The sequence below is a fragment of the Agreia bicolorata genome, assembly GCF_000938265.1.
GTDB classification, from domain to species: Bacteria; Actinomycetota; Actinomycetes; order Actinomycetales; family Microbacteriaceae; genus Agreia; species Agreia bicolorata.
On record NZ_JYFC01000001.1, the window covers coordinates 145,636 to 166,025 of the forward strand.

Below are 20,390 nucleotides of genomic sequence, written 5' to 3' on the forward strand. Positions count from 1 at the left end.
TCAGAGAGACCGGGCGGCGACGAGCGGCACCGGCGTCGCCTGCACAATTCTGATCAGAGTCTCCTCGATCGCATCGACGCCACTGCGATGGTCATTCACGGACTTACGGGTCGGAACGATGCGGTGCCCCAGAACGGGAACCACCAACGCGTCGACATCGTCGGGTAGAACGAAATCGCGGCCCTCGAGCGCAGCGGCGACCTTTGCCGCGCGAACAAGATGCAGGGTCGCCCGAGGGCTGACGCCCAGACGAACCTCTGGATCACGCCGGGTCGCCTGTGCGATGTTCACGACGTACTGCTCGACGGCTCGAGAGACGAACACCTCGCGGGCGCAGCGGGTCATCGCCTGAAGCTCATCGCGATTGACCACGGCATCGATGTCGTCGAGCGGGCTTTGCAACTCACGGTTGTGCAGCATGGCGAGTTCGGCGTCGGCGTCGGGATACCCCATCGAGATCCGAGCCATGAACCGGTCGCGTTGCGCCTCGGGCAGCGCGAACGTCCCCTCCATCTCGATGGGGTTCTGGGTCGCGACGACGCTGAAGGGCGTGTCGAGACGATGAGTCACTCCATCGACAGAGACCTGCCGCTCCTCCATGCATTCGAGCAGGGCCGACTGCGTCTTCGGCGAAGCCCGGTTGATCTCGTCGGCGATCACGATATTGGCGAACACGGCTCCAGGCTTGAACTCGAATCGGTTCGCTTGTTGGTTGAAGATCGACACACCCGTCACGTCGGACGGGAGCAAGTCTGGAGTGAACTGGATTCGACTGACCGATGCACTGACCGAACGGGCCAGCGCTTTGGCCAGGGTGGTCTTGCCGACGCCAGGCACATCTTCGACAAGGAGGTGTCCTTCGGCCAGAAGAACGATGAGCGACAACGTTGCGACGTCGGTCTTGCCATTGATGACGGCTTCGAGATTGGCCATGATGGCGCCGGAGAGCCGAGCGAACTCGTCGAGGTCGATCTCGGCGGCGTCGGCACGGGCGCTGGGCTGGGTGGTCGAATCGGGCAACAGGAAACTCCCTCGTTTCGCTCGATTCTAACCGCGCAAATCGAGTGACCCTCCTGACCACCGCAAAACGATGCCCGGGTCAGGCGCGGTGAGCCGGATGCCCCGTCGTCAGATATTTCGCACCCTCGTCTGGGTCGGTGAGCCACTCGGTGAACAGCATCACCATGTCGTCTCGGATTTGCACCTCACCCAGGTCAGGGTGGTCGATGAGTGCCGTTGTGACGAGGCCTTCTTCAACGGGGAGGTAGTTTGACGCACCTCGCCTATACGCGGCCTGAGCCGCCTGCAGATGCACGGCGAACGACGGGCCGTAGTCTTCTCCGTCTCGGAAGACGCCCTGTGCCCAAGCGATCAGATCGAAGTCCGTCTTCGCGTCCCACGGGCAGTTGCGGAGTGTCTTGTCGCTGTCGGAAAAGTATCGGTACTTGAGCTCGCCGTCGATGACCCAGTAGTTCGCGTTGGCGATGCCAATGCCGATCGTCAGGCTTGGCGTCTCAGGATCGAGCAGCCTGTACGTGCTGATGTAGGTGACAGACGCCGGCATCGGCGACTGCAGAGCACGGGGAATGGGGGCGGGGATGCGAATCTCGAACGAACTAAACACGAGGCTCCTCCCCGGCACATGGCTGAATCCGACTCTAGCGCGTGAACTGCATCGGCAAAAATATGAGCGGCGCGCCGTGCGCCCGGGTCATCCGATTTGCAGCCGTGCCGAAACTGACCGCTGGGATGCCATCTCAACCGCGCCTTGCCATCGGCACGCCGTCCTGCCTTTTTCTGGCAAGGTGGAGCCTGAATCGCCACGCGTCCGCGGCGGCATCCGAGACTGTCCCTTACAGGGCTCCAGAGAGGTACTTATGGACAACGCCGAACTCGCCGGCATCCTCGTCATCGTCGGGATAGCCATAGTCGTCGCTGTCGTCGTCGCTCTCATCCTGCTGGTGTTCGCACGCAGTTGGATCAAAGTGGCTCGAGCCGACGAGGCTCTCGTCATTTCAGGCCGCAAGCAGAAAGTTCAGCTTGCAGTCCTCAGCGCCGACGGCTCAAGCCGCGACGAGATGTCCGAATCGCCCGTGACGGTCATCGTCAACGGCAAGTCGCTCGTCAACCCGATCACGCAGCGCCACGAGATCATCTCGCTTCGCTCGCGCCAGGTCTCCTTGAACGCCGAGGCGCAATCGCTCGACAGTGTGACATTGAATGTCGATGGTGTGGCCATCGTGAAGATCGGTTCCGATCCACTCCTGGTGCGACGCGCCGCCGAGCGTTTCGCCTCGCAGGACACAGCGATCGAGCAGTTCACCACCGAGCAGCTGGAAGGCGCGCTCCGTGGAATCGTAGCCACTCTGTCGGTTGTCGAACTCATGCGAGAGCGCAAGAAGTTCTCCGACCAGATCGCCGCCGACGTTTCTCAGGAGCTCGCTGAGCAGGGACTGATCCTCGACTCGTTCCAGATCAAGGGCATCACAGACAAGGTCGGCTACATCCAATCACTCGGCGCTCCCGAGATCCAGGCGAAGCGCCAGGCCGCAGAGATCTCGCAGACCAACGCAGACCGGGCCATCAACCAGAAGAACATCGCTAACAAGGAGGCCAACCTCGTCGAGCAGACCGGTCTCGACACCAACACCGCCAACTCGAATGCCGGCATCGGCCGAGCGCGAGCCGAGGCGGAACAGGCCGAGAACCTCGCCCGCGAGCAGGCACAGCAGGCCGTTCTCCAGCAACAGGCCGAGAACCGGCAAGCGCAATTGGATGCCGACGTCAAGCGTGTCGCCGATGCTCAGCGATACGAGGCGGAGACCCGTGCACAGGCCGAGTTGTACACCCGCGAGCGGGCCGCAGAGGCTGCGGCCATCGAGCAGGTCAAGCAGGCAGAGGCCCGTACCCGCATCGCCGAGCAGCAGGCGCAGGCAGACAAGGCGCGTGCGGACGGTGAGGCTGCGGCCGCGGTCGCCAAGGCGACTGGTGAGGCGAGCGCACTTCGTGCGCAGGCCGAAGCCGAGTCCGAGGCGCGCCGTCTGCGTGCAAACGCAGAGGCTGACGCCATCCGTGCAGAAGGTGACGCCCGCGCCGCCGCTCTGGAAGCGGAAGCCAAGGCCATCGCCTCGAACCAGGAGGCCTTCCTCTCGCAGCGCGTTCTCGACGTGCTGCCGTCGATCATGGCCGAATTCGCGAAGGGATACTCCGCGATCGGAAGCGTGTCGATCGTCGGCGGATCAAGCGAAGATGGAGCGTCGAATCTCGTCGGTGCGGACAGCGCAAAAGCATTGAAGTCGGTATTCGACACCGTCAGCTCGGCGACGGGTGTCGACCTCGCATCGATCATTCAGGGGCAGGCTGTCGGGCGCGGGATCGGCGAGGGCATGGCTGCGGCTGCTCCCCCGCCCCCTGCAGCGTCAAGCGCGCCGTGACTGAAGGGCCGTCCCGCATCCGCGAGGCGGCCCTTTGCTCTTGGTGGACGCCATAGCCCGCTAATCCAATAACCGGGGAGGATCGTTTTCTCTCGAGGAACTCGAGGAACTCGAGCGAATTCGAGACCTATCGACGGCAATCGTCCCGGAGCAACCTATTCCATCCACCACTCCGCGCTCAGTGTCCAGACGGCTTGACGCAGAGACTCTCACCGCGATGGTCCGTGAATATGATGCCGGAGCCACTACCGCCGAGCTCCGGCTGAAATGCGGCCTGGCCCATTGCAGCTTGCTGAAGCTGCTGCGCGCGAACGGTGCCGTGATTCGACGCCAGGGTCTGACGGCTGCTCAAGAGAAAGCGGCTGTTGGGCTGTACGAATCCTGCCTCTCGATAGGAAGTATCGCGGAGCAGCTCAGCGCCAGCTACACGACGGTCCGGAACTGTCTTCTACGAGCACAGGTTGAGATGCGTGATACTCACGACTGGCACGACGCTCCCCCGGCTTCGTCCGGAGCGCCGACACTGGGCGAATGGATCGGACAGAGCCATTCAGGGTCCTCTTCTTAAAAAGAGGTTCTAAGTGAATACCTGTACCGATCTCTGGCCGTCTCCTCGTCCCATCCCCCGGAAGCACCGCACCGGGGCCATTGGTTGCAACGTGAAATACGGACACGAGCTCGATGACCCCGATTGGGCTACTCACGGAGATCAATAACGTCGAACACGTCATTCTCTTCGTTGTTGTGGATTGCAAAACTCCAGACCAAGCCTGTCTCGCGCTGGGTATAGACACTCCATCTCGAGTCAGTTGTCGTGTGCCATCCATTCGTCCAGCCTGCAGGCATAACAAGTTCGCCCAGCAGCGGACGCCGATGGGCTTGCCCACTGGCTTTCCAGAGTGCTTCGGCCTGCGTCCACTGCTCGATTGTCTCGATGCACTCACCCGTCGCTCGGGTCAAAAAACGGAAGGCGGCCGGTCGACTTCTTGGCACCTCCGCATCAATCCCGATCGGCGAGTGTGAGCGGGCGACCAGCACAACATTGTCAGTGTGCGTTGCCGACCAGATGTCTCCGCACTGACGACACCAGGAGTTGCCCAGCGGGCCCCGAGTAACAGCACAAGCTTGCGACCCTGCCTCGCAGTCGCTTCGGGCGGCCGCTTGCATCATCGCACGCCGACCCGAAGGTGACCGACTGCGGTTGAAATCATCAACTCGGGGCACGCGTTCCGTCATGATCCAGACCTGGCCTCGGCTCACGGCTTCACTGGGCAGTTCGTTCTACGAGGACTGACTGGTAACTTCCTCCGACCTCGTACGACGAAACGAGAGTCCTCGAGACGTCGCCATCCAGGCCGTCTGCGGAGACGAGACTCGAGGGCGCGTTGATCGGATTGACACGACTCCCTGGAACACGGCCGTCCTCTCCCATCCACAAAGCCTGCAACACGCCGAGCAACGCGGATGCCGCGCCGGCATCCCCAAAAACGCTCTTCGGTGCAGTGAGGGGGACGGTGGCCAGCCCCGCAAGGTTGAGCGCCTCGCGTTCAACCTGATCGATCTGGTCGCGGCCGCAGGCTGCGGAGATGATCGCGTCGACATCGTTCTCTCCGATACCCGCGTCCGCGAGTGCCAGCGAGAACGACCGGGCCCAGGCGCCGCTTCCCTCGCTCAACCGTGCAGCTCCACTTCCGTCGCCCGTCAGACCGAAGCCAGCGAGCCGACCAAGCACGGACTCCGTGGGCGCGAGACCCTCACCTTCTAACAGAATTGCCACGCCGGCGCCCCCTAGAAGACGCCCGGAGTGTCCGAAAGGAACGGAATCGGTGCGAGCTAGGTAGCCAGGAATGCGCGCATAGCCCGCGAGCATTGCGGCAGGTGATTCGTCTGCCGCGACCACGATTATGCGATCGGCCGCTCCCCGAGCGATGAGGGCACTCGCGAAGTGCAGGGCCGAGATGCCGCTTGTTCCGCCGGCCGAGATTGTGGCGGTCGGGCCCTGAAGCTTGTTGAGCAGCGCCACGTGTCCGGCGGCGGCGTTCATGACCGTGTTAGGGAACAGTCGCGTGTTGCCGGTTCCCGTCTCGAGCAGTTCTCGTTCGAACGCCTCGATCGTGGAGATCGGGCCCGTTCCCGTGGCCGAAAACAGGCCGGTGGCGGTCGCTTCGTCCCGGGTCAGTTTGCGACGTGTCAGCAGCTGCGCGGCCGCTATGGCGGCTCGCCGGCCGAGCGTGTCCATGCGCCGGAGATGCTGTGGGTTGATGCCGGCGGTAAGTGCGGCCGACGGGATCTCGGCGGTCACAAAAGTGCCGAAATGCTCTAGCTCCACTGTCTCGCTTCCGAACACGGGAACCGAATCCTGAAAATGGCGTCGGACATCCGCTGTCTTCGCGGCCGATCCAGCGATTGCGCCGATGCCGGTAATTACAACTCCGCGGCGTGGGGAGCTGGCCGCAACTGGCTCCGTGGGACGCGCGCGAATAACAAGCGAAGCGTTGTTTCCACCGAACGCGAAAGAGTTCGACACCACAGTTGAGAGCTCCTCGTCGCGCCCCGCCCCCGCAACGATATCGATACCTTCCGGTACCTCTACGCCGTCCGGAACATGGGTGGGTGGTATCTGTTGGTTCATCAGGGCGAGCACGGAGACGACCGCCTCGACGGCTCCGGCCGCTCCGAGCGTATGGCCGATCATGGATTTGGTGGAGCTGATAGGGGGCGGCGGGCCCGGTCGTAGGTGGGTGATGACCTTGCGCTCGACCGAGTCATTGGCCGGAGTTCCGGTTCCGTGGCCGTTGACGTAGTCGATGTCCGAGGCCGAGAGTCCAGCCATTTCGAGCGCTGACTCCATGGCTCGCACGGCGCCACGCCCGTTCGGATCGGGAGCGGTTGCGTGGTGCGCGTCGGCGCTGAGTCCGTAGCCCGCGATTTCGGCATGGATGACCGCGCCTCTGGCCAGGGCGGATTGCTCCGTCTCGAGCACGAGGAAGCCAGCTCCTTCGCCGAGATTCAAACCGGAGCTGCGCGTGTATGGAGCGCAGGAGAGATGGTCGAGGGCGCCGAGGCAGGAGAAGCCGCCGAACGAGAGCAGCGCGAGGGGATCGACTCCGCCAGCCAGCACGAAGTCCGACGTTCCGAGTTCAATCAGCTCGACCGCGTACGCGATGGCCACGGCTCCCGCCGCACAGGCGTTCGACTGCACGCTGCGCGGTCCGAACAGCCCAAACGTCGAGGCCAGCTGGTCCGCGACGCTGTGCAGGGGGTAGTGCCGCAGCAGGCCCGTGTTCGCCGACCGAAGTCCACTACGAATCCACTGGTCGTGGAAGTCTTGTCCGCTTCGGGCACCGCCCAGCGATGTTCCCAACGAGATGGCGAACCGAATTCCGCGGTCGGCGGGCACGCCCGAGTCTTCAAGCGCTTCCCGAGCGGCATCCATCGCCAGCTGGTGACAGCGATCGACGTACTTGGAGGGCGAAGCTGGCAGGCCCCAGACTTGGCCGCCCATCGAACTGATCAGACCGTCGGTCGGTACGACCGTGGTCGGCGCGATCCCGCTGCGACCGTCCATGATCGACCGCCAGCTCTCCGCGGCGGTGCGACCGGATGCTGCCTGCAGGCCTATGCCCGTAACGACGATTCGGGTCATGATCCGATCGGCTCCGCCCACGAAATGAGGTCGACGGCCGGGCGCGACACGGTCAGCAGTTCGGTGCCGGATGCGTTCAGGGCGAGGCCGGGAACATGGAACGGCGTGTCGAGGACCGCAAGCGCGAACCCGTCATCCTGGCCCGCTCGGGCGAGAGAAACCTGGATTCGTCCGACCTGCGTCTCACCGGCGAAGACCGGGGCGCCGGCCTCGGGCGCGTCGGAACCGGGCGCCGTGACGGCGATGAGCCTGCGACCGGGGGGCGGGTCGTCGAGCACGGAGCGGCCGCTGAAGTCGTCGTCGCGATCGGCCGATAGGGTCCACAGGGCACCGGCCTCCGCGATCGACAGGCCGTTGAATTGGGCGGGTACAAGCGGGTGACTGACCTCGGCCTGCGCCCGGTTCAGGGCCTGCTGGTCGACTTCGCCTCCTCCGACCTCTCCGGCCAGACCCGCTGCAACGTCGAGGGCGTCGATCTCGCTCGCGGGCGCCTCGATCAGAATCAAATAGCCATACTCCGCCGTTGTGCCAACTCGGGCGAGCAGGGCGGGCGCCTCGGTTCCCTGCACAGAGATGCTCCTGAGTTCGTTCAGCAGAACCGACGAGATATCGTCCTCGGCGAGTCCGCCAACAGCCCGCCAAGATTGTGGCCCCTCGACGGATGCCGCGGTAAATCCAGCGGTGACATCAGTCACCGACACCTGGCTGAGGTTAAGCTTGGCCGAAATTGCCTGGGTGTCGACACTCAAGATCTGGTCTGACACGAGGAGAGTTCGCTCGTCTTCGATGACGACAAGGATCAGTGCATCGACTTTGCCATCCGATGAAAGAGAAATTGATTCAGTGACAGTGCCAGGCTGTGCGAACTCTGTGCGCTTGGCGCACACATATGTCACGAGGGCGCCTCGGTCGGGACCTGTCACGCTCAGGACGCTTGCGCCGCGGCGGTGAGCGCCAGCCGTGTTTCTCAGAGCATGGTATCCGGCAGTTGTATCAAGCATTGTCGTTGTTTCCGTTCTGTGGATTTGCGTACGGGGTGAGGGAGGAGCGGGTATCTAGGGCGCGGCGGACAATTTCTGCCGGACCTGCCATCGATGTGCTGAGCTGTCGGAGGACAGCTGACGGCAAGACATCTGGGCTCGTTGAGAGCTGTCGGCCAACAGCCTCAGCGAGGCCCTCGGGATCGAAGACATCAGCCCGCGGGACGGACTGGAGATAGTTGTTTCCGGGCATCATGGTGCCCACCTCGGAGACCCATCCAAACGGATTGACAAGGTACGGAAAGTCGTATCCAGGAAACAGCGCGGCCATCTCCGCATGCCAGGCTGCCTCGAACTCAGTAGTTGGTTTGATGTTGTCGGCGCCCTCGTGCACGAGGGCAAGACATGGCGTGCCAAGCAGCGACGCGCGTCCCATGGCCGCGGACAGGAGGTTGTCGGTTAGATAAAGATCCGCGGCGCCGAGTAAGTCGGAGAAGTCGTCAAGGTTCAGAAAGGGCGTGTGAACAAGAGATACGTTCGGGTACTGTGAGCGCGTTGCTGCATCGCGTCGGACTCCCACAACTGCTATCGGCACTCCGACAAGGCTGAGGCAGTACAGAATCCAGTCAATCCTCAAGTCGTCGTAGGACTTGGAGAGTTGATTCCCTCGGGTTCGTCCCAGCTGGGTGAACCCGGTGGCAGCCCATGCGGACTGCGCAACCACGACCAAGGCATGCCCAGGTGTAATGCCGAAGCGATCACGAACGGACCCCCGATCGTTGCTGGCCTCGGGCACCGAATCGTAGAGAGCAAATGCGTTGGACGCGTCCGGGCCAGCCACGGGAACTGGGTGCAGAAGGGCATCGGGATCCTGCGCCTGTGGTATCTGGGTCGTCGGAGTGAACCAACGGCGAAGCGCCTCTGCGCCCGGAAGGCTCGCCAACGCGTTGGATACGTCGGCGCCCCTCAAACCAAATCCCAAGGAATCGAGCATGACCGTTGGTGAGGCCGGTGAGATCAGGCTCTGGAGGTCCGCCGCGCCCGGTTCGAGAGATGGCAGGTGGTAGTCGGCCAGGATTGTTAGATCAGGCGCAAGCTGATCAATCGAATCGACGACATCGGCACCGCGGTTGCGGCGCATTGGTCGGACGATCACGTCGGCGCCGCTACCTCTCGCGTAGCCGGCGAGCTGCTCAGTGACAATGAATTTAGTCTTCATCCCGTCCGCTTCAAGACTTCTGCTCATCACGATGGCGTTGTAAAGCTCACCGACGCTGTACCTGCCGGGGCACACGAAGACAATCTCGGGGCTACGTCGACTCATCAGTTTGCCTCCTGAGTCTCGACGGACAGCAGCCAAGAGCTACCCGAAGGATTCGACCGTGAGATGAGCGAGACCAAAAACGAATCGCTGCTTGATCGAACCAGAATTTCGTCTGTATCCGTTGAGGCTGCAATTGACAAGACTCGATCGCCGCTCAGAGGAATGCGAACAGCTCGTGCGAAGCAAAACCAGCGACGGCCTGTTCTCTCTAGCGCCCACCAGCCTGTCGGGCTCGCCGGAATAAACACCGTCGACCCGAAAATCTTTGGAGTGAGATGCGCAACGATCTCGACTCCGGACAGGGAGGCATCTCCGCCAATGAGATTGAGTTGGAGCTGTGATAGCGAGTCATCTTGGCCGTCAACTGACCAGGATGGGCCGTCGATTGCGAGCCCCGAATTGTTGGCGACTCGCGGAAATCCACCCCAGCCAACGCCGTGTTCAACATCTTCGCGTCCGCCCTGGACTGTCACCCACAGGCCGGTGGCCCAGTTATCGAGCGGACCGAGTTTTCTCGCAGAGGGGAATGGGGACGAAAGAACGTCGTGACCTTCGACTCTCCACGTCGCGATTCCGTGTTCGGGCGCGACGACGAGTTCCGAAGTCGTGCCCCTTCGCGCTTGTACCGCCTTTTGACCACCACGAATCTCACTCGACCAGGCTCCCGCCAACGTGGCACTGGCATCGATTGCCTGACCGCCTGGTGAATCGCGATTCCACGCGATGCCTTCGGGGTGGTTGTTCGAAGCTTCATCGATCGAACCATGATTGTTGACGCTGGCCTTACTGAGTGTCAGTGAGTAACGCAGCTCCGACCCCGACGTCGTACCTCTGCCAAGCGTCTGGCCTTCGACGCGCAAAGAGTCCACCTGCTGCCACTCAAACTCCAGACGTACTCCCGAGACCGGTTCTTCGACAACGGTTTGCAGATGAGGGACGAACGGCTCAACGGCATGACTAGCCTCAAAGTCGACAATGTCCGGCGGCCACAGGCCGGGAACATTTGGGGACTGGAACTGCTCGTCATCCCCCACATAGCAACGAACCAGGGCTCCACGAATCGAGCTCCATGGTTCTGCCACAAGCCCGTAACTCGAGCTACTGCGAACGACCACCGACACAACATTGCCTTCGATCGTGATCGCTTTCTGCATGCGGACGCCGTCGACCTGCCAATCAATCAGCCAGCCGTCCTGCCGCTCCGTCACGAGGGGGCTGTTCGACGGTGGTCGACGCCAGGCGGAGGGGCTTCCGATTACCGAGGAGAGCGCGTCGCGATAGACCGGCCCGAAATAGGATCGGTGCCGCACGCTCACGGTGCCGTCGCTACCTAGCTCAATGGCGTACTCTCCCACCTTGATTGAACCGTTGGCCGCTGCGGTTCTGCCGGTAGCAGGTCTCTCTGTCGGGGCCGCGGGTAGCTCCGCGATCACCCCGTTGATGACCGTGCTCACATGCGCACCGTCATCCATGCGCACGTTCACCAGAATGGACTCCCCTCGAACCGTGAAGTCGTACTCGACGAGAACGTCACCGTCATCGAGGATCGTGACTCCATGGCTGAGGGAGCGATTGCGCCCGCCCGCCATGGATCTCCACGAAAATGACGCGAATACGTCGGAGAGAGGCACGTCAGAAGCCAGTTCATGCAGAAGGCGGGAGACGACCCCAGGCAGGTGGCTGACTAGCTCGATGTAGCCGTCCTGGTCCGGTTGTGGATGGGTCGCAGCTGAACGGAACCCAACCCGGATGTAGAGAGGGAAAGCTTTGACATTGGCGGGGTTCACCTCGACCCGTAACGACGTTATACCGTCTTCGAGAAGACGAGTAAACGATGAGGTGAAGAGACGTCCGGCAAGGAAACCTGCACGGTAGCCCGGGTCGATCACGAACATGCCGGCGAAGAGCTCGTCATCACGTGATACTCGACGGCCGGACACCCGCAGGTAGCCGATTGTTCCAATTATTCGGCCTCGATCTTCGGCGACCAGAAAGAGATGGACACCACGTTCAGCAAGAACCAGATTGAGCTCAAAGCCCGTGAGGATGGACCCATCTCGAGCCGGCCCGTAGCGATTGAGGTTGAAGAAGTCCGCAACCCGGTCGGCATCGGTCGACGGGTTGTAGTCCCGAATCTCGGCAGCCATGTCTATCCGTTCGGAAGAGCGATAACCAGCGAACCCGAGGCGACGTCTTTCCCGTTCACCGTCAGCTTCACGGTGAAGTCGGTCATTCCCCCGAAGTGTGTGCCGGCGAGTCCCTCAATGCGAATCTGGTCACCGGGACGAACGAGAGTAACGAAGCGGAACTTCTTGACCGATGCCAAATAGCCAATTCTCGGTGACCCGTCCGCACCTACCTCAGCGAGGATCAGTCCGCAGAGCTGCGCGGCCGACTCGATCAGCAGCACGCCGGGGTAGATGGGCTCGCCCGGAAAGTGACCCGCGAACACTGGATCCGAGATCGAGATGTTCTTGAGCGCCGTGCCTGAGTGCGACGGCACTAATTCGGTCACCGCGTCGAGCATGACGAATGGATGCCGGTGCGGCAACCTCGCCAGGATGTCTGCGGCAGTCAGCGCTGAGCTCATTAGCGGGGGCGATTTGCAACGATGTAGTCGGCAACCTTGTTAATGGAGCCGAAGACCGACTTGTCGTCGTCGGTGATATAGACCTCGAACTCCTCCTCGACCAGGCTCACAATCTCGAGGGTGTCGAGCGAGTCCAGCTCAAGGCCGCGACCGAAGAGCGGCTGGTCGTCTTCGATCTTGTCCGCGTCCACGGGAAGCTCGAGCCCGTCTACCAGCATCGTTCGGAGACGCGCGTTCAGGGCCAACCGCTCGGCAGCCGCATTCTTGATGTCGTCAAAATTGCTCATTTCGAATTCCTCTTTCTCATGCGGTGATGCCTCCATCAACCGCAAGTACTTGTCCTGTTATGTATGACGACTGCGGTCCTGCGAGGAATGCAATCGCGTGGGCTATCTCTTGCGGCTCTCCCATGCGGCCAAGGGGAATGTGCGCTGCGTATTCAGCTCGCGCTTTCGCGTCCATTCGCCGAAGCATGTCGGTGTCGGTGAAACCGGGCGCGACCGCGTTGACCCGTATGCCGAGGCCGGCAACCTCTTTGGCCAGCGACTGCGTGAGTGCGTTAATTCCGCCTTTGCTCGCGCTGTAATTACCCTGACCCGGCTGGCCGCTGATGCCCGAGGTCGAGCTCACCAGAACGATCGATCCCCCGGTCTTGCGCATCGCCTTCACGGATTGTCGGGCAACGTAGAAGGCACCCGTCAGGTTGGTGTCAAGGACGCTCGCCCAGCTGTCGGCCGACATCGTCGCGAGTAGGCCGTCGGAAGTAATACCCGCACTGTAGACGACGGTCTGTAGGACGCCGTCCATCACTGCGACTGACCGAAATACTGTCCGAACAGCCGACTCGTCGCGAACATCGACCTGCAGGGCGTGGGCACGGCCACCGTTGTTCCGGATGGTCATGACCACGTCTTGCGCTGCCGTCGCATCGGATCGGTAAGTGATGACTGCGGTGAGGCCGCTCACCGAGAGACGTTCAGCGGCAGCTCGACCGATGCCTCGCGATCCCCCGAAGACGAGCGCGAAGCTTTCGCGCTGGGCGTCAGCCTGCATGAGGGACCCTTTCCACATATTTGTCGTCCACGTTCGTGATGGCGTCGCTCGAGATCATGCCTCGGCCGAATCGGGCGAGTGCCCCTCCGGTGCCAAAAGTGATCCAGCGGTCACGGGCACCGTCACCGATTACGAGGTCCCACCTCACGGTGTGCCGGAGTCCGGCGGTCAGATCTGCTCTCACATCTCGGGAGCCGGAAGCGATTTCACCCGTTGTGCTGGCGACATATGAGGGTCCGTCGCCGTCATTAAAACGTGCTTCTGCGACAGCATCCGACCATTCTTCGACGACTTCATCCATCAGTCGGGAGTGAAATCCGTTGCTGACATCAAGCACCCGCGAGCGTGCGCCGAAATGTTCCTTGGCGGCGTTTATTCCGGGAATTGCACCGCTGAGAACAACTTGGCGCGATCCGTTGCGGGCAGCGACGTCGAGCGAGAACTGGGCGGCGTTCGCGAGAACATCTTGAAGCATCACGTCGGACGTGACAGACACTGCCAGCATCGATCCTGTCCTAGGAACCCTAGCCATGAGCCGAGCTCGAGTGCTTACAAGACGAAGACCGTCCGCCAGAGCGAGAGACCCGCTGGCAATGGCGGCGGGTAGAGCTCCAACACTGTGCCCTGCGACGGTCATCGGAACGCCCGCCTCGCCCCGCGTCTTCCAGACTCTCCATGCTGCGATGGAACAGACCGAGATGGCGACTTGCGCGTTCTCGGTAAGTGAGAGTTCCGCCATCGACGAGCGCCAGCAGAGCGCACGTACATCCGTGCTGATCGCCTCGGATGCCTCGTCGAATACCGCATCTGCCTCTGAGAAGCGACGCGCAAGCGTGGCACCCATTCCGACGAACTGGCTTCCCTGCCCGGGGAAGAGGCCGATGCTCTGTCCTTCGGTATGTGCGTCGTCGATCATCTGATGCGCTTCGCGAGTCGGATCGAGGAGAGTACAGCGAAGACAATGAAGAGAAGGCCAAGCTCCGCGAAAGCGAGACCGTTCGTGATCTTGAGCTCGCCGACCGAGATCGCGATTCCGTAGAAGGTGTCGAGCGCCGACTGGGCAGTCGAGTTGTCGTTCGTCAACGCACGTGCAGCCTCGTTGGTGAACGGCTGTCGCAGCAACATTGCCGCCTGGGCGAACGGTAGGGCGTTCATGACGTTGACCACACCCACCGGCAAGGTTCCCGCAGGAATGTACGCGCCGGCGAGGAAGCCGATGATTGTGCCGACGATGGTGCTCAGGGCAGCGAATGCGCTGTTGGAGCTGAGGAACGTGACGACGAACCCCGACAGAGCGGAGAACGCGGCGGCCGACACGACGACGTAGCCTGCGGTCAGCAGCAGGCTTGACGGAGTCATCGGCGGGTTGCCGCGAATAATCGTGTAGAGCTGCGACACGACGACCACGACGATAGTCATGACCAGCGCGACCACGAAGCTCGAGATCATGTAGCCGAAGATGATGCTCGACCGGCGGATGGGCGACACGAGGAAGTCCTTGAACCTGCCGCTCGCCGAGTCCTCGACGAACACGCTCAGAGCGGCCAATCCGGTCGTCAGCGTCGTGATCATCGTGATGCCCGCGAAAACCCATGCGTCGACGAAGGCCTGAATCTCGCCGTCAGAGGCGTTCGGGAACTTCTCGGCGAGGTTGTCGACCTGCAGGCCGCCGAGGAACAAGGCGTACAGGCCGATGAGGATGAGTGACGAGAGTAGGGAGAAGAAGACACCCGCCCTGTCGCGGAAGAAGATGCGCAGGTTGCGGCGGGCCAAGATCCAGGCGTTCATGCTCGAGCTCCGGTCGCCGTGACCGAGAGGAAAACGTCGTCCATGGTGCCGTGCCGGAACTCGAAGTCCTCAACGATGGAGCGATTTTCGTTCACGAAGTCGAGAGCAGAAACTGAATCCGGCACGGTGATACGGCAGACGTCACCCGCGATTGAGTAGGTCAGTGCAGATTGCTCGCAGGCGCGGATGAGTGCGTCAGTATCTCGAGCGGTGACAGACAAGATGCTCGAGCTATGGCTCGCGCGAAGTTGCGACGGTGTTCCCTGTACGACAAGGGCGCCCGCGTGGATGATAAGCACCTGATCTGCTTCCTCCGTCTCCTCCATGTAGTGCGTTGTAAGAAAGACGGTGAGTCCCTGAGTCGTTCGTAGCGAGTGGATTGTCTCCCACACCTGTTCGCGGCTCTGCGGGTCGAGGCCGGCTGTCGGTTCGTCAAGGAACAACAGGACCGGGTCGTGCATCAGTGCACGAGCGATATCGGCGCGCCTCTTCTGCCCTCCGGACAGGGGGCCGTAGGGGCGGTCGAGAAACTCGGATAGATCGACCCGCTCGGCAAGTTCCTCGATGCGGGCGGCTCGGGTTGTCCTGTCGAGACCGTAGAAGGACGCTCGGTCGTGTAGGTTCTCTCGAACAGTGAGGGTGGGGTCGAGCAGTGAAGACTGGAAGACCACACCAATTTTGCGCCGTATCGCGTCGTCATCACGGCCGACCTGCAGGCCATCGATTTCGATACGTCCGGAGTCGGCGGTCGTTACGGTCGTCAGACACGAGATCGTGGTGCTCTTGCCCGCGCCGTTTGTTCCGAGAAACGCAAAGACAGATGAGTCGGTGACTTCAAATGACAGGTCGTTTACCGCTTTGACGGTTCCGTAGTTCTTGGTGAGGTTTGTAACGCTTATCAATGTCTCTAATTCCTGAAGTTTTCGAGCTCAAACAATGTGGCCCTAGCTGTAAGTAACGTTGGTCTGCATACATTTATGAAGCATTCGCAAAGAATCTCCATCTGAAAAAAATACAATCGGTCTTGATACCTACACTCGGGCGGAAATGTCGTTGCATTTCTGCGCATGGCTATGAGGCATAGAGTGTGGTTTTTCAAGACCGGAATTCTCCGGGTTAGCCGAGATCCGACGGTACAGACACGATCTCGATGTGTCCAAGACATATTGGGACGTCGAGTACCAATCGAGTACATCGCGCCCGAGAACTCAAGGCGTGCGTCAATTTATGACCCCTGAAGTGGGGGAACAATACACTTTGAAAAAAATGCGACAAGATGCGCCAGGCGGTCGATTGGGGTCATTCAGAGCTCACGGAACCGACGAGTGCGGGAGGCAGCTTCGTAAGAAGATTGAAGCTCAGTCGTCCGGCATGGTCCTCCGTTCTGGAACGCCGAGCGGCGGGGTCCGCAGGTCGGACAATCGACCAGATAGTCGAGTACATCGTCACAGATGCTCCTCTGCTCCGGGTCTCCTAGCCCGCTAGGCGTAATGGCACGGGGAGCTCGAGTCGTTACACACTCGACAAGACGAATGACAACTCGCGAAGTGCACGTAGTCGAATAGACAACATCCGCGAACGGTGGATTGATAGATCCGGATCTCAACGTTTTACTGATAGGCAGGGGCAACTCGTCTGAAAGGGAATTGCCCGACGGCACAGTCAACCGGAGGCCGGAAGTCAGATCAGGCCGTTGTCGGTTCGCATGACCGACAGCACCCGGGCGCAGCTGGACATCATCGCCCAGCTCAACAATTGAAGCGTCACGGATGAGGTCCGCGCCGAGATCGAACGCGAGTCCGCTACAAAGCAGGGAGTGATCGCGGCGATCTTCGAAGCGCCAGCCGCGGCAAAGGAGAAGAGCCCCGCCACTCCCCCGACGGCGAGCACCTCTCGTGGCGGGAAGCCGACCAACGCCTGACCTGCTCAACGGTGGGCGTCCGCCGCAGTGTTCGCCCTCACGGGCCCGAGCGCTGCGGTCGGGCTTCCACCAACACAACCACGTCCCAGTTCCACATCGCGGGATTCATCCTGTAGCCAATCGGCTTCAGATACATCCCACGATCAAAGGAGGTGACCCCATGCTCATCGGAATCCTCATACCCTCATGTGATGACAAACCGCTCGTGCTCCACGAGTTCGAGTCTCTCGACGACTACCAAGCAGAAGTCGAAAGCGACACTCAGATCGTCGAGCACGTCGGTCCAGCTTCGTCGCTCTTCGTGAACGAAGAGGGCAAGCCTCGGGAGCCGCCCGTCAACCAGCGAGCAACACTGTTGCTGTGGCGACACAACCGCCCTTCCTACTGAGGGATGAGATCTGCGGAGACGCGATCCTACTCGGGCCCACGCGTTTGGGTGAGACCCAGGACGTGCCGTCGTCGTTCGTGTCGTTCCTCGCCGCCGCGTCTTCGAGACCTGGGCCGACGCATACCGCTACGTGCTGATGTAGACCCAATTGAAACGACGTCTTCGAGGTGCGCGTCACCGCCGCGTGGACGTGGATCACCTCTGCCAGGGGCAGAGGTCTTTCCTTTCTCTGCACTCCAGCGAAGGACGCGTCCACCACGTCCTCTCGGGTCAGCTGCCGTTGGAGTAACGGCCCCGACCCATCACCACGCAAGCGAATCCCCCGCACATTGGACGCCGATCAGGGCAAGAGGGTCTGCTGAAGCAAATCGATGCGTTGGCGGTCAAGGACGGCCGACTCTACGACTTAGCTATGGATGTCGGCGTGACGAATGACCGACTTCGAGAACGAATTCGCTCCGTCAAAATCGAACAAGCTGATCTCAAGAACAGGTTGACACGCACTGATGATGTCCTTGAGAGGGGTGCCAAGACGCGAATGACTTACGTCGAAATACTGGCGGATCCGGGGAGGCTATACCGCGACTCTCCGAATCGAGTGCGACGCCTGTTGCTTGAGACTTTCTTCACATGGGTCAAGGTAGACGAAGACCTTACCGTCAAAGCAAACAGCGAAATGCGCGAAGCGGTACAAGATCTCAAGGATGCCGATCAGCCTTTCAAGATGTCGCGCCTAGATAGCGTAACGACAACTGAAACTAGAAAAGGAGCCCTCGGTCGCAGGACCAGGGGCTCCGAATCGAACGTCGAACCGCGACGAGCAAACTTTTTTTGCAGTCAAAAGTTCGAGTAAATCTATCTTGGTAGGGCGTGTGGGACTTGAACCCACGACCGACGGATTATGAGTCCGCTGCTCTAACCGGCTGAGCTAACGCCCCCTGAGGCACCGGCTTCTGAAAAGTTCAGGCCGGATGCCGATTCACCACATTACCGCTATTCGTGCGAGGCGCTTGGCGAGACGATCAACGGGTCGGTGACGACCTCGCCGCGATACAGCTTCTCGAACGTGGTCAACGTGCGTTGGATGTCGTGGGCCGCGATGAGCCGGAGCGATGCGTTCTTGAATACGTCGAGTTCGTCTTGCGGCAGCGTAAGAATGCCGGCGAGCCGGTCGGCCATCTGCTGGGCGTCGCCGGGTGCGAACAGATGCCCGTTCTCGCCGTCGTGAACGAGATGCGGAAGGGCCATCGCGTCGGCCGCGACAACCGGCAGCCCCGATGCCATGGCCTCCATGGTCGCGATGCTCTGCAGCTCGGCGATCGAGGGCATCGCGAAGACGGTGGCGCGGGTGTAGGCATCCCGAAGTTCTTGCTCGGTGACGTAGCCCGTGAAGGTGACCCTGTCGGCGATGCCCAGCGTGACGGCCATCGCCTCGAGGCTCTTCTTCAGGTCGCCGCCGCCCACGATCTCGAGCTGCGCATCGAGGTCGTCGGGAAGCAGGGTCATGGCTTTCAAAAGCACATCGATCTGCTTCTCGCCGGTGACACGCCCGACAAACAGGATGCGGTTCTTCGGGCGGACCGTGAAGTCGGGTGTGTAGTTGTCGGCATTGATTCCGCAGGAGATCGCGTAGACGTTGGTGAGGCCCGTGGACTTCTCGAGGAATTCAGCGGCGCGTCTGGTCGGGGTCGTGATCGCGCTGGCGCGGCCGAAGGTGCGCTTGGCCGCCTTCCACGCGAGACCTACGGCCCAGTCCTGCCATGACTTGGGAAGGAGCGTGAACTCGAGCAGGTTCTCGGGCATGAAGTGGTTGGTGCCCACGATGCGGATGCCTCGCTTCTCCGCCTCGATGGAGAGCCCGCGGCCCACAACGATGTGCGACTGGAAATGCACCACATCGGGCTTGACCGCGTCGAGAATCTTCGCGCTGTTCTGGTTGATGACCCACGGCAACGCGAATCGGAGCCAGTCGTGCGGGTACCAGCGCCAGCTGCGCAGCCGGTGAACCGTGATGTCGTGACCGTCGTACGTTTCGGTCCACGTGCCGTGCTTCTTCGACGCAGCCGGAGCGACGACGTGGACGTCGTGGCCCCGAGAAGCCATGCCCGATGCAAGACGCTCGGAGAACCGAGCCGAGCCGTTGACGTCAGGAGAGAAGGTGTCGGCGCCGATCACGATGCGCAGGGGCCGTTCGGAGGAAGCCGTCGACGGCACCTCCGCCGAGGCGGGACGTGGGCCGGAGGAATCTGACACGGAATGAAACCTTCTGTTGAGAGATAGGGAGAAATAGGGGAACCCGAACGGGGCTAAAAGGACAAACTACCTTAGCGTTCGATCTGCGGGTGATATCGGGCGAGTCCGAAGACGCCGACGATAGCGATCAGGCCGGTGATCATATAGCCGATCATGGCCCACCACGGGGCCTGGGCGGCCTCGCCGAGCACGATGATGCCGATTCCCACTGCGATGAGCGGGTCGACGACGGTGAGTCCGGCGACGACCAGGTCGGGGGGACCCGACGAGTACGCCGTCTGCACGAAGTAGCCGCCGAGGGCGAACGCGGCGACGAGACCGGCGACGCAGAGGAGCGTGAGCCACTCGAAGTCGCCCTGCTGGAAGCGCTTGATGACGACCTTGGCGAGGGTTGCGACGAAGCCGTAGAGCACACCGGCACCGATGATGTAGCCGACAGCGCGCACGCGGCGCCGGAAGACGATGAATGCCGCTCCGAAGATCAGCAGCACCACGGCGAGGATCACCAGGATGACCGCGAGCTGCAGCTCGTTGATCGGCCGGTCGCGCGCCGTGAACGCGGCGAGCACTACGAAGAGGAACACTCCCCCGACGCAGAGCACGATCGAGAGAACCGACTTGCGGTCGAGCTTCACCTTGCTCAGACGCGAGTTGAGGAACGCCGTCATCACGAGCGCGACGACACCGAGAGGCTGCACGACGATGATCGGCGAGAAGCCCAGGCTCGTGAGCTGGAACACCACGGCGAGCCCAAGCATCAGGGTTCCGAACACCCACGACGGTCGGGAGAGCAATGACCACAGCTGCCGGAGGTTGAGGCCGCTCGACGCGGACACCTTCGTGTTCTTCTCGACCTTGGCGACTCCGCGCGACTGGAACTGAGCACCCAGGCTCAGGAAGACCGCGCCGACGATGGCGATAGGGATGCCGATGAACTGAGCCGGATCGAGGGCGAACTGGTCCTGGATGTCGGTGAGTTCGGGAGGCACCCCCCGAGATTACCCTGACGATCG

17 protein-coding genes and 1 tRNA gene are annotated in these 20,390 nt (G+C 61.5%); 2 read left to right on the forward strand and 16 right to left on the reverse strand.

Annotated features, from left to right (window positions below; genetic code table 11):
• Both TZ00_RS00665 and TZ00_RS00670 read right to left on the reverse strand, forming a co-directional pair.
• Positions 1–933 (reverse strand): AAA family ATPase, encoded by a 933-nt coding sequence (locus tag TZ00_RS00665; protein ID WP_078713634.1) that lies wholly within the window; start codon positions 931–933, stop codon positions 1–3.
• Positions 934–1,099: 166 nt separating this feature from the next.
• Positions 1,100–1,624 (reverse strand): hypothetical protein, encoded by a 525-nt coding sequence (locus TZ00_RS00670; protein ID WP_044438505.1) that lies wholly within the window; start codon positions 1,622–1,624, stop codon positions 1,100–1,102.
• 253 nt (positions 1,625–1,877) lie between these two features.
• On the opposite strand from TZ00_RS00670, the gene TZ00_RS00675 reads away from it, so the two are divergent.
• Positions 1,878–3,434, forward strand: coding sequence for an SPFH domain-containing protein (locus TZ00_RS00675; protein WP_044438506.1), 1,557 nt, complete (start codon positions 1,878–1,880; stop codon positions 3,432–3,434).
• Between the two features lie 696 nt (positions 3,435–4,130).
• On the opposite strand, the gene TZ00_RS19555 is transcribed toward TZ00_RS00675, so the two are convergent.
• The 11 genes from TZ00_RS19555 to TZ00_RS00725 form a co-directional block, all read right to left on the reverse strand.
• Positions 4,131–4,472 carry a hypothetical protein gene (locus tag TZ00_RS19555; RefSeq protein ID WP_152631043.1) on the reverse strand — a complete coding sequence of 114 codons (342 nt, stop codon included), beginning with the start codon at positions 4,470–4,472 and terminating at the stop codon, positions 4,131–4,133.
• A gap of 226 nt (positions 4,473–4,698) precedes the next feature.
• Positions 4,699–7,080, reverse strand: a complete 2,382-nt coding sequence (locus tag TZ00_RS00680; protein ID WP_044439223.1) for a beta-ketoacyl-[acyl-carrier-protein] synthase family protein — start codon at positions 7,078–7,080, stop codon at positions 4,699–4,701.
• On the reverse strand, positions 7,077–8,003 hold the full coding sequence (locus tag TZ00_RS00685) for an aminomethyl transferase family protein (RefSeq protein ID WP_238579527.1): 927 nt from the start codon (positions 8,001–8,003) through the stop codon (positions 7,077–7,079). The genes TZ00_RS00680 and TZ00_RS00685 overlap by 4 nt, the downstream gene beginning before the upstream one ends.
• 70 nt (positions 8,004–8,073) lie before the next feature.
• Entirely contained in the window at positions 8,074–9,384 is a 1,311-nt protein-coding gene (locus tag TZ00_RS00690) for a DUF6365 family protein (protein WP_044438508.1), read from the reverse strand.
• Positions 9,384–11,531: a GNAT family N-acetyltransferase gene (locus TZ00_RS18540; protein ID WP_052521173.1), complete on the reverse strand. Its 2,148-nt coding sequence runs from the start codon at positions 11,529–11,531 to the stop codon at positions 9,384–9,386. The genes TZ00_RS00690 and TZ00_RS18540 overlap by 1 nt, the downstream gene beginning before the upstream one ends.
• A gap of 2 nt (positions 11,532–11,533) precedes the next feature.
• Positions 11,534–11,974: a 3-hydroxyacyl-ACP dehydratase FabZ gene (fabZ, locus tag TZ00_RS00700; RefSeq protein ID WP_044438512.1), complete on the reverse strand. Its 441-nt coding sequence runs from the start codon at positions 11,972–11,974 to the stop codon at positions 11,534–11,536.
• On the reverse strand, positions 11,974–12,261 hold the full coding sequence (locus TZ00_RS00705) for a phosphopantetheine-binding protein (protein WP_044438514.1): 288 nt from the start codon (positions 12,259–12,261) through the stop codon (positions 11,974–11,976). The genes fabZ and TZ00_RS00705 overlap by 1 nt, the downstream gene beginning before the upstream one ends.
• 16 nt (positions 12,262–12,277) lie before the next feature.
• Positions 12,278–13,027: an SDR family oxidoreductase gene (locus tag TZ00_RS00710; protein ID WP_044438516.1), complete on the reverse strand. Its 750-nt coding sequence runs from the start codon at positions 13,025–13,027 to the stop codon at positions 12,278–12,280.
• The gene (locus TZ00_RS00715) at positions 13,017–13,943 is read right to left on the reverse strand and encodes an ACP S-malonyltransferase (RefSeq protein ID WP_044438517.1); all 927 of its coding nucleotides are present in this window, start codon (positions 13,941–13,943) and stop codon (positions 13,017–13,019) included. Before TZ00_RS00715 ends, TZ00_RS00710 begins: the two co-directional genes overlap by 11 nt.
• Positions 13,940–14,815 carry an ABC transporter permease gene (locus TZ00_RS00720; RefSeq protein WP_044438518.1) on the reverse strand — a complete coding sequence of 292 codons (876 nt, stop codon included), beginning with the start codon at positions 14,813–14,815 and terminating at the stop codon, positions 13,940–13,942. The genes TZ00_RS00715 and TZ00_RS00720 overlap by 4 nt, the downstream gene beginning before the upstream one ends.
• Positions 14,812–15,717 (reverse strand): ABC transporter ATP-binding protein, encoded by a 906-nt coding sequence (locus TZ00_RS00725; protein ID WP_044438519.1) that lies wholly within the window; start codon positions 15,715–15,717, stop codon positions 14,812–14,814. Before TZ00_RS00725 ends, TZ00_RS00720 begins: the two co-directional genes overlap by 4 nt.
• A gap of 1,179 nt (positions 15,718–16,896) precedes the next feature.
• Here TZ00_RS00725 and TZ00_RS00735 point away from each other — a divergent pair.
• Positions 16,897–17,124 carry a hypothetical protein gene (locus TZ00_RS00735; RefSeq protein WP_044438522.1) on the forward strand — a complete coding sequence of 76 codons (228 nt, stop codon included), beginning with the start codon at positions 16,897–16,899 and terminating at the stop codon, positions 17,122–17,124.
• Between the two features lie 861 nt (positions 17,125–17,985).
• Here TZ00_RS00735 and TZ00_RS00745 read toward each other — a convergent pair.
• The 3 genes from TZ00_RS00745 to TZ00_RS00755 form a co-directional block, all read right to left on the reverse strand.
• Positions 17,986–18,062: transfer RNA gene (locus TZ00_RS00745), tRNA-Ile, on the reverse strand.
• Between the two features lie 55 nt (positions 18,063–18,117).
• Positions 18,118–19,377, reverse strand: coding sequence for a glycosyltransferase (locus TZ00_RS00750; protein ID WP_420796218.1), 1,260 nt, complete (start codon positions 19,375–19,377; stop codon positions 18,118–18,120).
• 71 nt (positions 19,378–19,448) lie between these two features.
• A complete protein-coding gene (locus TZ00_RS00755) occupies positions 19,449–20,366 on the reverse strand; it encodes a DMT family transporter (protein ID WP_044438529.1) in 918 nt (305 codons plus the stop codon).
• Positions 20,367–20,390 lie beyond the last annotated feature (24 nt).